Here is a 13594-nt window from a genome sequence, read left to right on the forward strand (position 1 = left end):
TATCGTTAACCGTCAAGCCAGATGTGGCAGTTGAGATGAAAGTACTTGTTACCGGACCTTCAGGAGCCGTTGGTCAATACGTGCTCGAAGCATTGATGCGGACAGACCACCAGGTCCGTGTCTTCGCTTTGCCGGACTCGATGCACCGCATCAATTATCGTGACAGGATTGAAATGGCGCCAGGTGAACTCGCCGACCCGGCGGCCCTGTACGACGCGTTGAAAGATGTTGAGCTGGTCTTTCATACCGCATTGATCAGCCCGCCGCCTGCCATTGATGCGGAGATCCTGGACCACGTGAATGTCGAGGGAACACGCAGTTTGGTTAATGCCTGCCGTGGCAAGGTTTCCCGGCTGGTGATGATGTCGTCCAACAACGTCTACGTGCCGCATCGAACGCCGGATCTCTGGCCTCTGACTGACGACGCACCAAGAGAAGCACATGGCAACCCAGCGCAGCAGGCGCTGGGTGAGAGTCTGATACGCGCGGAGGATATTGTATTTGAGGCCGCCGAGACCGGCGCGTTTGACTACGCGATGCTCAGGCCCACGATCGTCTCCGGTCGCAAAAGCCCATTTGTCGAGAACCTGATCACTCAGTTGATCCGTAATGCCGAAGCGGCTGAATCTTTGCGCCGTATGTGGGACACAATGCAGTGGACGCATGGGGTCGACATCGGCAGCGCGGCCTTGCTTGCTGCAGAGCATCCCGACCTGCGCAATCAAAGAATGCTAGTGGCAAGCGATGAGCCAATCACGGCCTATGACGTTGTCTCATTAATGTGGGAGATCATGAATGTCGGGCGTGATGACAATCCTTATGCCGAAATAGCCTCGCAAAACAATGTTGGTTTGCCAAAGTTCTATCCGGCCAGACTACGCGCGGCTGGTTGGTCTGCGCGCATGACGGCCAAAGACTGCATCCGGGAGGTTCTCGGAAGGCTGGAGTTCTATCATTCCACGGCTGCGAATTTCCCAGCTTATCTGCAGGTGGAATAGATTCTGAGATTACGGAGCGTTGAATTCGGAGTGGACGCATGAAGGTCGTTATATTGGATCGCGGATCGACGCTCGGCGCTATGTTGCAGGCCGCGCTGGAACCGTTGCATTTTAAAGTGGAACGGCATGAACTGCTGGCTGGTCAATCGGTCATCGACGAGATCGACGAAATCCTGTCCGGAGCCAATGCAGTCTTCATTCTCCATCCCGGTGCGAACCTGCCGCACGAAAAGGTGGAAGCGCGGATGACCGAAATCATGTCCGCAGCCGCGCGCGCGGGTGTGCGCCGGGCTATTCTGTTGAGCAACACGGTCGTCTATTCTGACACGGCATCGGGCGACGGTACGATCCGGGAAACTGCACCGATCCATGAAGACGACGAGACGGCGTCCGATGCTGCACGCTTTGCTGTCCGGATTGAGAATGCCTTTTTCGCGGCGGCAGATGACGATCTGGAACGGGTCACTCTACGGGTTCCAACGCTTTATGACCGGGCGGATCCCGATGCAATTTCCGAATTGCGGTCCATTATGATCGAGGGAAAGAAGGCCTGCTTGCCCGGTGCCTTTCAGAGACTGCATCCGGCCGATCTTTGTTCAGCGCTTGTGTCGGCCATGCGTGTATCAAGCGCCAGCGGGCATATTTTTAACATTGCTGAAACGACGGCAATCTCTCCGGACGTGTTGGTCGCCGAATTGCAGCGACTTGGCCGTCTTTTGTCGGATCCGAACGCGACAGAAGATCGAGTCCGCCCGTCTTATCCGTTCGAGGAGCCGAGATTCGCCACTGACAAGGCGAGCCGAATTCTGGATTTCAGGCCGCAGCGCAGCACTTGGTCTTCACTAGCGGAATGTGCGCAGGAGATTATCTTTGACTTGCGCCGGGAGGGTCACGTCGTAGACAACACGCCGAAGTTGCCCGCTGTCATCGCTGCAATTGAGACGCGAAGCAAACCGCTGGAAGGGAAGGTCTGCGTCGTGACCGGAGCAACCTCTGGAATTGGGCGCGAACTGGCCGTACTGCTTTCAAGACTTGGGGCGCATGTTGTTGCGGTTGGCCGAAATACCGAAGCTGGCGCCAGTTTGCTGCAAGAACTCGACGACCGGCCGACCTGCACTCCGGGAGAGTTCTACGCCGCAGACTTGTCCCGATCATCCGAAGTCAAGAAGCTCGCTGAGGCTCTGGTCGAGCGCCATACCGATATCCACGCGCTTTTCAACAATGCCGGGGCATTGTTTGGTTCGCGGGTCATGACACCGGAAGGGATTGAAGCCACTTTCGCCGTGAATTATCTGGCAGCCTTTCACCTGACGACGCGCATTCTTAAGGTCATTTCCAAAGAAGGGCACATCGTCAATCTTTGTTCGGAAGCCCACAGAAGATCCGGGCTGGACTTCGGCGATCTGTTCTCATCGGCCAATTACCAGCCGCTGGAGGCTTATGCGCGTGCGAAGTTTGCGTTGATGATGTTTTCCAACGCATTGACGCAGCGTCTGGAACGGAATGGACCAAGAGTTTTGACCATTAGTCCTGGTGCCGTTCGCACCGAGATACTCAATAGAAATGATTTGAAGGACCGGCCTGAACTTGCGGTATTCAACCGTGCGCGCAATCGCATGATATCGCCAGAAAGGGCGGCAAGTTTCGTCGCTAACCTGATCATTGATCAAGACCTGCGTGCCAAGACAGGGATATACATGGATCAGGACAAAAAGGTTGAGATCGCTCCTGCGACGACCGATCCAGCCGCATGCGCACATCTATGGCGGGTCAGCGAGGCCCTTGTCGAGATGACACTTACCGAACCTGTTCCTGAGGTCAGCTAGTTTTACCAATATGGTAGGCTCGCAGGAAATGATCCATCGCGTCGAGTGTGTTTGGATTGTTCCACTGGACGAATTCGCCGGTCAAACCTTCTGTTTCGGGTGCATTCAGCCACAGTAACAGCCGCGCGGCCAACTCGGGCGGGCGTGCTACCGAAGTCATCATTGCGCTTGGCGCGTTGCGCCCCAGCGTTTCTGAAACCTGCCCGAACAAAGGCGTATCGATCGGACCGGGGTTGAAAGCATTCACTGTTATTCCGGTGCCATTCAATTCAAGTGCGAGCGTTTGAACCATCTGGTTTACAGCCGCCTTGGTCGCTGCGTATGCACCGGTGTCAGGTTGTGGACTAAACGTTGCTGGCGACGACAAAAAAAGCATCCGTCCGTAATGTTGTGCCTGCATGGGCGGAACGATATGTCTGACTAGGTTCAAGGCACCGGTAATGTTCGTCGCGCAGAGCCTCTGCCAGGTTTCTGGTGGTGTTTCCCATAGCTTTTGACCAATGGTTTCTGCCGAACCAGCGATGTTAATAAGGCTGTCAATTCTACCAGTCGCATTAAGTGTTTCCGAGACGAGCGCTTCAGTTGCTGCCTCATCGGACACATCCGCAGCAATTGCCAAAGCTTTGGCACCTTCATCGCGTATTCCGCGAACAACTAGATCAAGTGCCGCGGCATCACGTGCAGTGGCGATCACAACTGCCCCGGCACGCGCCATAACCCGTGCAGTTGCTGCTCCAAGCCCTTGACTGGCTCCGGTCACCAATACGACGCGGCCACTAAGAAACGGTCTCAAATTTTGATCTCCCGTAAAAAAACGACGGTTTACCGAAAGAAGCCTTTGTATTTATGACGGATTTCGAGGCTAAAAAACAAGCGTACTGGGTGAGGTTCGGGGAAAAGCTTGCCTTGATGGGGGAGTCAGATAGACTCTGCAATGAATAAGTGCAGGAGGCTCGGATTTCACCGGTGTTTTGGTAAAAAATGCACCAGTAAATTATTCATTATTCCAAGCCTTCGTAGGGCATGTTGGTTCGTTTAAGTAGGCGTCTTTAACACGAGTTTCAGCGTAGTATGAGCGTATAGATGACAACGATTGATACTACTGTCAACAAACATCCCGACGGCTCCCGGCGATATCATTTAGGAAAAAATGCGCTTGTAAGTTTGATTTCGGATGCCGGAAGTGACGGCGTGGTCGCATTCGTTAAGAACACCGAGACCGGCGCGCTATATCGGATGGGAGAAGAAGAGTTCCTTTTGCTGAATGGGCTCACAAAAGGGTTCTCCCACGAAGGCCTGGCGACAGCGCTCAGTTCGCACTTTCGAATTGTGGTTAATGCTTCGACAGTTGCGCAGTTTGCGGAACAGATGGTTCAAAACGGTATTTTGGTCGCGGTATTGGATTCTGGAATGAAGCCTCCACTTCATCTGGCTCAGTCAATGAAGGTCGCAGCGGAAGATTCAATAGAAGACAGTGACCTCGCGGCCAGCGACTGGACGCTTGATGAAGAGGACGGTTCGCTTGGAGCCACTGTTCAGCCGGATAATTTTCAAGACGAAAACATCTTTTCTGATGATACTGACTTTGACTGGGATGACGACGACGGTTTCGAAGACCGAATATTCGGCGATGAAGACTTGGTCGGCGTCGAGGACATTCCGGCCGAGCCGCAGATATCAAGAGAAGGTACAAGTTCTAAACGCTACGCGATCGCCAACGATGCTGTTACCGAGCGCCAACAGAGTTTTGAACGGGCGAAGAAAGAGCAGCCGAAGATCAAGGACATGGACATTGTTCTGTTCGATCCAACGGGCCTGTTACGTTTTCTGAACCGCTTTTTTGGCTTCGCGGCCTCGATCCTCGCGGGTATCACCGTGCCGCTGGGAATTTTCGCCATTGTTGCTATTTTTCATCGCTTGGACGAGGTGCTCGATACCATTTACGCGTCGCGCCGGGTTATCGGTATCGTTGGCATTCTGGCGATCTCGATGCTTTCGGTTAGTCTTGTGTCGCGACTAGTGATCGGGGCTGTGTTGCAACGTAACGGCAGCGACGTAAAACGCTTTGGCATCAATTTTCTGTTCTTTCTCATCCCCCGGTTCGCAATCGATATGATTGGTGTCAGCAAGTTGGACCGCCATGGAAAAATACAAGTCTATGCCTCTGCTCTACGAACACGTTTTCTGATCTTCGCTCTTTGCACATTGATTTGGGCATTCACTCGTCAATCGGGAAGCAGTCTTTCTCAAGTCGCCGCGATAATCGGGCAGTTTGGACTCTTATCCTTTTTGATAAGTGGTTTTCCTCTCATCAACGGCGAAGGTTATCGGTTGATGTGTGTGTGTTTCAGTCAGCCGATGTTGAGAGAACGTTCAATGGCTTACCTGTTTGGTGTCCGTCGCAAAAATTTTGGGCCGGAAACACCGGGCGAACGCTGGACTTTCATCCTTTACGGCATTGGTTCGCTGCTTACGTCAGCGTTCCTGGTGACGCTTGTCGCGGCTTATGTTTCGACAATGCTAGAAGCCCGTTTCGGTGGCACAGGAGTCATTGTATTTCTCAGCCTCATTGCATTGATCCTAGCCTGGTTCGTTGTAACACGCGGCCGCAGCAAACGTATCCGTCAACAAGTCACGGCCGAAATGGTTGAAGAAAAAAAGGCGGAAGCCATCGCGTTCAAGAGGGTAGGGCGCGGGCAGAACCTTCCTGTGCCGATACCCGCTGGGTTGGAACCGGAGAGAGTGCAAAACCAGCTTCCCGCGAAGGTGCCGAGCCGGAGGATAACGCTCTACCGGCCATTACCCGACGTTTATGGAACCAAAGCAAAGAACAACCGACGCGGAATCTGGCTGCGTCGAATAGTGGTTCTATCGCTGGTTTTGGGCGCTATTTACGTCGCCTTTCTTCCCTACAATTACCAATCAGGCGGCGACTTTGTGATCCTTGCCGATGACAGGGTTAAGGTTGTGGCGCGCGTGCCAAACGAGCTGACCGCCGTAATGGTTGAAGAAGGCGATATCGTAGAAAGTGGCGACATCTTAGCCCTGCAGGATAGTGTTCGTGAAGAACATGCTCTGGCAGTGACAAGGGCCGAACTTGCGAAAGCGCGCGCGCAACTGGAGCGGCTTGAACTTGGCGCGACAGAAGAAGAAATTCAGGTTGCAATAGAGCAGATTGAGCGGATCAGAAGCGAACTGCCATTCTTGGAGGCCGAAGCAGATCGGGCCCAGAAACTGCTGGAACGAGGTGCAATTCCAACTTCACAAGCGGAACGTACGATAAGCAACTTCAATGTTGCAAAGGCCGAATTGCGGTCAGCCGAGGCCAATCTGAACCGGGTTGCTGCCGAAGCTGAAGCATCCGAAATAGCCATGGTACAGGCCGATGTAAACCGATTGCAGTCGGAGCTGGCCTTTAACGAAACCAAGCTGGGCTACACTAAGATTGTTGCGCCGGTTGCCGGGCGCGTGGTCTTTCAAAGTGAGGAGCCAGTGCCCGGGCAATTCCTGGAAACCGGCGATCTGCTGATGGAAATCGAAGACCACACCGTCGCACGCGCCGAAATCAAGGTGCCTGAGGCTGATGTGAGCCTGATTGAGGTTGGTGAAAAGGTACGACTGAAGGCTTGGGCAATGCCGGACGAAGAACGTGAGGGGGTGGTCTCTGCCATCGCACCTGTCGCCGAGACCGAAGAGTTCGGGCAGGTCGTGCGTATAAAAACATTCATGTCCAATGAGAATGGGTTGTTCCGGCCGGGCATGACTGGATATGCCAAGATCGACGGCGAAGAGATGCGGGTTTGGGAAGCCTATTCGCGTTTGCTCGTGCGGTTCTTCCTCATAGAGATTTGGGGGTGGATTCCGTAGGTGCAGACCGGTTATTCCCGGTTTCGGTAAAGCGCGGGATCGACAACCTGCGCCATCGCGTGTTTGTCGAGGTCAGCCCCCAGAAATTCGGAGATTTTGGTAACCTCCTCAAATGGGTCTTTCAGGATATTTCCGTAGTCCGCCACGTGCATTTCGATGTTCTGCTGCGTCGCTACCCAGTTTCGGAAATTGATGACCTCGGACTGAAACAGCTGAATGATCGTTTGGCGCTGTTCTCGGCCGCTATCCAGCCCCTCGCGTTCCAGCATCTTTTCCTGCGAGCGTACGACCTCGGCCAGGTCGCGCTGCATGAATAGGATCCGATATGGTACGTCGTGCGGAAGATCATAGACGAGTTTGTAGATGATTTTCAGCGCCTTGCCGTGCATCCCCGGCACCCAACTAGAATCCTTCTGCAAATCTTTTACCGGCTCGAATTCGTAGTAGCCCAACGGATTGTCATCGTTCGGCCGACGCAATTTGTCGGTGACCGGAGGAATGCCCCCGGCTTCCAACATGCGCATCATCATGGACGTGCCAGAGCGCGGTAATCCGGAAACCACGGTCAAGAAACCTAATGATGAGTTCATCAAATTGTCCTCAGATCACTTAATACTTGGCTACTGGCAACTCGAATCCACGCCGAAGCGTGTCATGTCTGGCGATCATGGATAGCCAAATAGCCGCCTGCTTGCTAGTCTGTCAGCAGTTCCAAGTCATTTTAGGTCGTAAACATGAACAATGATTCAGCGGAAAATGATTTTGATGAAGACCAGCCTATAGACCCTGAAGCGCTGCGATCTGGCGCGGCAGGACAAGGCTATGTCGGATTCGACAGCAGTATCGGAACTCAGGGGAGCGCCAGAGGGGAGCGTCGGTTCGCAGGGGCAACGCCGGGTAGTTTCGGCAGGCAACCCCAGGGCGGTGGTTTCCAAGGCGCCGGCGGCGGCTTTGGCGGACGTGGTTTTGGGATGGGCGCGGGCGCAGGCGGTTTTGGCGGCAGGCAACCCCAGGGCGGTGGTTTCCAAGGCGCGGGCGGTGGCTTTGGCGGACGTGGTTTTGGCCTGGGCGCAGGCGGTTTTGGCGGTAGGCAACCCCAGAGCGGCGGTTTCCAAGGCGCAGGCGGCGGCTTTGGCGGACGCGGTTTTGGGATGGGCGCGGGCGCAGGCGGTTTTGGCGGTAGGCAACCCCAGAGCGGCGGCTTCCAAGGCGCAGGCGGTGGCTTTGGCGGACGTGGTTTTGGGATGGGCGCGGGCGCAGGCGGTTTTGGCGGCAGGCAACCCCAGGGCGGTGGTTTCCAAGGCACAGGCGGCGGCTTTGGCGGACGCGGTTTTGGCCCGGGCGCGGGCGAAGGTGGCTTCGGCGGCAGGCAACCCCAGGGCGGTGGTCTCCAAGGCGCGGGCGGTGGCTTTGGCGGGCAAAGTACTCCGGCTGGTCGAGGTGGTGACGCCTGGGTCGGGCCGCAACAGGGCAACGTCGGCCCGGGAAGACGACGTGCATTCTTTCTTTGGCTGATGTCGCGCAGGCGCGCCGGAGCGAACGCACGAGCTGGATTTGATGGGCCGCAAGGACCAGGTTCTGCGACAGAGTTTGGCAGGCAACAGGACGCCAATCAGGGCGGTGGACATTTTGGCGCGCCACGATTTGTCAGTGCCCAAGCAGGATTTCGTGCGCGTGCCGCCCAAAATGGCGCGATTGATGACAACCTTCGCGGGTTCGAAGATCAGATTATCGAAGGTGACCTGGGCCCGGAGAATTGATTTTTAGCATCGGCGGCAGCTGTGCTCTCAAATCAGCCTCTAAGCTAGATCAGGAAACGAACCAGAAGTGTCCGCGTTTGATCGGGTCCAACGTCGACAGGCACCCGAGTTGCATCGAATACATCAATCGGACGTTTTCTCGTAATGCTGGTGTATTGGAGTTGATGATATGAAACAGATTAGCAAGCTGTCATCAAGCGTCAGACTTCGAGATGCATTTCCGCGTTTTACGTTGGCGCTAATAGCGTTAGCGCTTGCGTTTTTGGCTACGCAAGCATCCGCGCGCCAACTCGATTTCAACCTGAAGGTCGATGGGGTTACGCGGACGGCTAAGGCTTATGTTCCGGACGGCTCGTCACCACAAGCGGGCTGGCCGATCATCGTTGCGTTGCACCCGGGCTTTGCTACTGGTGAAATCATGGCGAAAACGAGCCGCCTGCATTCTCAAGACGGTTCCAGCAACTACGTAGTCGTGTATCCGGATGGAGTCCGCCGCAGCTGGAATGCTGGTGAATGCTGTGCGGCGGCTCAAAGAAGGCAAATCAACGATGTCGGCTACATTCTCTCGCTGGTAGAAGAAATCGGCAAACAAATCCCGCTCAACGGTAAAGTCTTTCTGGCCGGGTATTCGAATGGTGCTCTGATGGCTTATCGGATAGCCTGCTCAGCACCGGACCGCATTACAGCCTTTTCAGTTTACGCCGGCGCTTACACGATGAACACGTCCAGCTGTAATCCGGCGCACACGGTGCCATTGCTCCATCTGCACGGCGAGTTGGACGCTGTCGCACCTCTCAGAGGTGGCGAAAGTGTGATCGAAACTGCTGGGAAACGATCGTCGGTGCTTCAAAATATTGACTACTGGGTTCGCCTCGGCAATTGCGATCAAAAGCAAAGCAGTAGCTTGGTTCAGGGGGCGAATTGTACGCGCTATTCCGGTTGTAAACGTGCCAGCGAGACACTGTTCTGTATTTACCCTGGACAAGGCCACTACTGGCCTGGTGCCAAACCTACGCGTTTCGGTGAGAATAGGGGGCTTGGACCGGCCCGCACCGATATTGATGGTGGCAGCGCAATGATCCGCTTCTTTGACAAGTACAGATGATCCACTGGGGCCTTATTGTCTTTCAGCAGTCGCTGATCAGTGTTCTCTTACCACGACTGCGCGTTGATCGGATATTTAAAGAGGTGCGAATGACGTGAATGCGTGAACCGATTTTCATTCTTGGGCCCGGGCGGTCATTCACCTCTGTGATCGGGTCGATGATTGGCCAACATCCCGAGCTTTTCGGTCTTCCCGAAACCAATCTTGGGACGGCTGATACGGTTGAAAGGTGGTATCGGATACTCCCGGGTATGGATGCGTTTCCGGCTGGTGTCCTTCGGCTTCTGGCACATTTGCATCACGGTGAACAAACGGTTGACGCGGTAAACGAGGTTGATGTGTGGCTTCGGTCGCGGTCAGGCATGTCCACCCAGGGTGTTTACGAACACGTTGAGGGCCTTCTGGGAGATCGCCAAGTCGTCGACAAGAGCCCCCTTCATTCGACCACAGATGCCTGTCTCAGGCGTTTAAGGCGGATCGCTCCGAACGCCAGATACATCCGCATCGCTCGACATCCGTATTCGAACGGCAAGTCCATCGTCGCGACAGAATGGTATCTTGAGGGGTTGAAGGCTTGGGGGTCGAGCGGGTGGGATCGGCGCACGAACCCGCCGACTCTTGACCCGCAATTCCATTGGCTTGATGTACACGATCGGATCGACAGATTGTTCGCGTCGCTTCCCAGCGAAAGCTACCGAACGGTCAGGGGAGAGGACTTGCTGGCCAAACCCGAACCCGTTTTAAAACAGATCGCCAATTGGCTGAATATCGACGACTCCGACCTTGCAATCGAAGCGATGTTGCATCCTGAGCGTTCTCCTTTCGCCACTGAAGGCCCCCCGAACGCCAGGCTCGGAAATGATCCGGGTTTCCTGGCGGATCCTACTCTGCGACCTTTCTCACCGCCAAAAGTGCCACTGACTGCGCGTCTGCCTTGGCGAGGCGATGGAGAAGGCTTTGTACCGGCCGTTGTAAATCTGGCGCGGCGGTTCGGTTACGCAGACGATCCCATTCCCGCGCCGGAACTCCCGCAGGGATTCAATGGGAGCTGGGGACCCTTGGTAGCCATTGAGCCGGACGGACAGGGCTTTCCTATGGCGCACGGAAATCTGTTGGATAGTTCTTACGTTCCATTGACGCCGCTGCGGGAAATTCGGGGCATTGAAACCAAGCCAGACCCAAAATGCGGCGGGGGAAATTTTGGGGCGTACACTGCCACGGATTATGCGCTTGCAGTGTTCGACAGCCCACACGAGGTGCCGTTAGAAGCAATCGACCTTGAGACCGGCAAAGTCATTTGGCAATCTGACCTGGGTGACTTTCCGGCCATCAAAGATGGGTTGCGAGGTCGATTCATCGGCGGTGCCCTGCTTGCAAAGCTCCAGTTCTCAAATGGGCGGACCCGGCGCTGCATATTTGTTGGCAACCGCGCGGAGATCAGGTGTATTGGTCTGGACGGCAAGACAATCTGGAAACGTGAGACCGCCGATATCGTGAGTGAATTGGGCTCGACCGCGCGCGGCCATGGAACACCACGTTGCCTGCGCTACACAACGGACAACGAATTGCTGTACGGAACGCGTAACGGCTATTTGGTGAAACTTGATCCTCTGTCCGGTCAAACGATTGACGTCGTGGACCTGAAAACAAAAGTGCTCCATGAAGGAAAGGTTGTTGAGGGGCGGTTCGACGTTCGGCAGTCGATAGTTGTTCATGGCGATCACGCCTATCTTCAGGCAAAGTTTTCGCCAGAGACCGAGGTCGCGTCACCCCAAGCACTTCCTACTGCCCTGTTTCGTCTGAAAGTTTCGCGGACTGCGAACGGGGCCGTGGAACACTTGCCTGATTTCGTATCGGAAGAGGATGTGCCGACATATGCCGTTGTCGGCTCTGTCGGTGATCGCAGGGTTGGTGGTTCTCCTTGCGCGCGTGTTCGTGAGGACGGGAAACTCGTGATCTTCACCAACGAATACCCGTCAAACCTGCGGAACAGCCACGGAATGCGGGATGCCTTTCAGCTTAGCGCCATACGTGATGACGGAGATGCCCTTACACATCAGTGGCATTGTATACTTAGGGAAAAAGGAGACGCAAAGGTGACCGCTGCACCGGCACTCGACCCGGTAAGTGATACGCTTGTTGTTTCGAACAGAATAATGATGCACCTGTTCGCCAACGCTTCTTACCGTGAGGGTGTCATCGCGCCAGACCTTAGCTTAGCGCCCCTAGACTGCTTGGAACCGGACATGCGAAAACACGCCACGCATGCCGAATTTGCCAGCCCAATCACGATCGCTCGTGACGAGGGCGAAAATGGGTTCGTGGCCTATGTCGGACTCGCGGTAAGGAGACCTCAGATGCGCCGCGAGTACGCTATCCTGTCCGCATTGCAAGTGCAGCCTGGTCCTCTTTTGAGCGTTACCCCTCTGTGGAGTCGGTCGATCAATGTGGATGATGCCGGAAACGCACTGCCAGCGGCCAGATCCTTCGCGCAACCGGCGCTCTTTTCGGGGAAAGGATCGGGCAAACGCAGCAAAGGCATATTAATGGGAATGCGCTTCGATGGGTTGTCGGTCTTTCGCTAGCCGTGAAATTCGCGAAACTGCGTAACTACATCTGAGAGGGTTTTGTCAGAAGAAACTTGCGTGAGACGGGGAGGGCAGTTTCGCAGCGTCCTGGCAAAACCAACCTATCGCCATTTCGCTATGGTATCTCGACGAGATGTTCAGGAAAATCAACGGCGAATGGCACTATCTGTGGCGAGCTCTGGATCACGAAGGTAAAGTCCTGAAGGGCTTTGTCACAAAGACGCAGGACAAGAAGAGGTTAATCCTATAGCTCACCTCTTTCCGAAACGTTCAATCCGATAATCGAATAGAAGGGTAAACTGAAGACGCAAATCTCTTCCTGTTTCACTAAATCTACGTAGCATCGGAGATCCGCGACAGCATTAACCTTAGCGACAGTTCACCGTCTTCGATCTAAGCCAGCAACGAAATCAGATAAGCGCCTGGAGGGTATTGCCAAGTTGTACGTCGGGCTTGAACTGTAATGTCAATCCCATGAAAATTCCAAGCAATATGGTGTCCTTGAAGGGCTTTCGCTATCCCGTGAGATCATTGCTTAGGCCCATTGGGCTTATATCGGTTTGGCAGCTTGCCTAATCCAATCGGCGAATTTCCTAACGCCGAGTTTGTTGCGCGTCAGCGGATTGAGCACAAGACTGTAGGCAAATCCACGCAGCATAGGACCGGGAATTTGACGGTAGCGGCCTGAGCTCAGACCTTCATCCACAAGTGCGCTGCTGGACAACAGCAGCCCCAGCCCCTGATCCAGCGCGTTAAATGCCGAGCTTTCATCGCTGAAACGGGTAATGCGGTCCGACGGGAACGGTTCCCCGGCTTCCTTGAACCATTGTTCCCAGGTTGGGCCGCACATGTCCGGATTGCGCCAGCGATACCCCAAGAGCCGACTGTCTTGCAAACCCATGTCTGGGAACTCCGCCAGGCCGACGGGGACATAGTGGTCATAGAACAAAACTTCCGCTTCTTCGTTTGCGGCGCCCTTCGGACCATATCGGATCGCCAAATCCAACCGGTCAGCCCGCAAGTCCAAAACCTCATCGTCGGTTTCAACCTCGACCCTGACCTCGCCGTGCTTGTCGAAGAAATCTGCCAAGCGCGGAACCAGCCAGCGTTCTGCAAACGCATGCGTGGTCGTGATCCGGACCAGCGATTGCTCGACGTCTTTGTCGAGCATTTCGAACGCCTCACCCAAGGTATCAAATGCCATCTGCAGCTTGGGGGACAACTCCTGCCCGGCGGTGGTGAGCGTGATCTGGCGGGGGCGACGCTCGACCAGCTGGAACCCGAGGTAGGCTTCCAAGTGCCTGATCTGGTGGCTGACGGCGGTGGCGGTGACGCCCAACTCTTCCGCGGCTTCGGCAAAGCTAAGCCTCCGAGCGACTGCCTCGAAGGCGCGAATTGCGTTTAGCGGCGGTAGCTTACGCATAGTATCTCTCGTTTGCGAAAAAATATC

Annotated in this window: 9 protein-coding genes and 1 pseudogene; 7 read left to right on the top strand and 3 right to left on the bottom strand. The window is 55.0% G+C overall.

Annotation, left to right across the window (positions count from 1 at the left end; all coding sequences use genetic code 11):
• The first annotated feature begins 35 nt into the window (after positions 1 to 35).
• Both AVO44_RS07855 and AVO44_RS07860 read left to right on the top strand, forming a co-directional pair.
• Positions 36 to 998, top strand: a complete 963-nt coding sequence (locus AVO44_RS07855) for an NAD-dependent epimerase/dehydratase family protein (protein ID WP_068334975.1) — start codon at positions 36 to 38, stop codon at positions 996 to 998.
• 38 nt (positions 999 to 1036) lie between these two features.
• A complete protein-coding gene (locus tag AVO44_RS07860; RefSeq protein WP_068334977.1) occupies positions 1037 to 2824 on the top strand; it encodes an NAD-dependent epimerase/dehydratase family protein in 1788 nt (595 codons plus the stop codon).
• Here AVO44_RS07860 and AVO44_RS07865 read toward each other — a convergent pair.
• A complete protein-coding gene (locus AVO44_RS07865) occupies positions 2817 to 3617 on the bottom strand; it encodes an SDR family NAD(P)-dependent oxidoreductase (RefSeq protein ID WP_157769949.1) in 801 nt (266 codons plus the stop codon). The two genes, AVO44_RS07860 and AVO44_RS07865, sit on opposite strands and share 8 nt — an antisense overlap.
• Before the next feature lie 290 nt (positions 3618 to 3907).
• Between AVO44_RS07865 and AVO44_RS07870 the strand changes: the two genes are divergently transcribed.
• Complete coding sequence (locus AVO44_RS07870) at positions 3908 to 6691, top strand: RND family efflux transporter (RefSeq protein WP_068334984.1); 2784 nt, start codon at positions 3908 to 3910, stop codon at positions 6689 to 6691.
• 11 nt (positions 6692 to 6702) lie between these two features.
• Here AVO44_RS07870 and AVO44_RS07875 read toward each other — a convergent pair whose 3' ends face one another.
• Complete coding sequence (locus tag AVO44_RS07875; protein WP_068334986.1) at positions 6703 to 7281, bottom strand: sulfotransferase family protein; 579 nt, start codon at positions 7279 to 7281, stop codon at positions 6703 to 6705.
• Positions 7282 to 7513: 232 nt separating this feature from the next.
• Here AVO44_RS07875 and AVO44_RS21280 point away from each other — a divergent pair, with 232 nt between their 5' ends.
• The 4 genes and pseudogenes from AVO44_RS21280 to AVO44_RS20650 form a co-directional block, all read left to right on the top strand.
• Entirely contained in the window at positions 7514 to 8206 is a 693-nt protein-coding gene (locus tag AVO44_RS21280; protein ID WP_169794842.1) for a hypothetical protein, read from the top strand.
• A 414-nt stretch (positions 8207 to 8620) separates the two neighbouring features.
• Positions 8621 to 9556, top strand: coding sequence for a CE1 family esterase (locus AVO44_RS07890; protein WP_068334996.1), 936 nt, complete (start codon positions 8621 to 8623; stop codon positions 9554 to 9556).
• A gap of 98 nt (positions 9557 to 9654) precedes the next feature.
• Positions 9655 to 12141, top strand: a complete 2487-nt coding sequence (locus AVO44_RS07895; RefSeq protein ID WP_068334999.1) for a sulfotransferase family protein — start codon at positions 9655 to 9657, stop codon at positions 12139 to 12141.
• A gap of 121 nt (positions 12142 to 12262) precedes the next feature.
• Positions 12263 to 12379: pseudogene (locus AVO44_RS20650) on the top strand (DDE-type integrase/transposase/recombinase); the annotation flags it as partial.
• 315 nt (positions 12380 to 12694) lie between these two features.
• On the opposite strand, the gene AVO44_RS07900 reads toward AVO44_RS20650, so the two are convergent.
• Positions 12695 to 13567: a LysR substrate-binding domain-containing protein gene (locus AVO44_RS07900; RefSeq protein WP_068335002.1), complete on the bottom strand. Its 873-nt coding sequence runs from the start codon at positions 13565 to 13567 to the stop codon at positions 12695 to 12697.
• Positions 13568 to 13594: the final 27 nt, after the last annotated feature.

It is taken from the genome of Ruegeria profundi (assembly GCF_001507545.1).
Lineage (GTDB): Bacteria > Pseudomonadota > Alphaproteobacteria > Rhodobacterales > Rhodobacteraceae > Ruegeria > Ruegeria profundi.

Bases quoted from the DNA above. Each gene is read 5' to 3' on its own strand.
- AVO44_RS07855 (WP_068334975.1), top strand. From the start codon at position 36: ATGAAAGTACTTGTTACCGGACCTTCAGGAGCCGTTGGTCAATACGTG.
- AVO44_RS07860 (WP_068334977.1), top strand. From the start codon at position 1,037: ATGAAGGTCGTTATATTGGATCGCGGATCGACGCTCGGCGCTATGTTG.
- AVO44_RS07870 (WP_068334984.1), top strand. From the start codon at position 3,908: ATGACAACGATTGATACTACTGTCAACAAACATCCCGACGGCTCCCGG.
- AVO44_RS07875 (WP_068334986.1), bottom strand. From the start codon at position 7,281: ATGAACTCATCATTAGGTTTCTTGACCGTGGTTTCCGGATTACCGCGC.
- AVO44_RS21280 (WP_169794842.1), top strand. From the start codon at position 7,514: ATGTCGGATTCGACAGCAGTATCGGAACTCAGGGGAGCGCCAGAGGGG.
- AVO44_RS07890 (WP_068334996.1), top strand. From the start codon at position 8,621: ATGAAACAGATTAGCAAGCTGTCATCAAGCGTCAGACTTCGAGATGCA.
- AVO44_RS07895 (WP_068334999.1), top strand. From the start codon at position 9,655: ATGCGTGAACCGATTTTCATTCTTGGGCCCGGGCGGTCATTCACCTCT.
- AVO44_RS07900 (WP_068335002.1), bottom strand. From the start codon at position 13,567: ATGCGTAAGCTACCGCCGCTAAACGCAATTCGCGCCTTCGAGGCAGTC.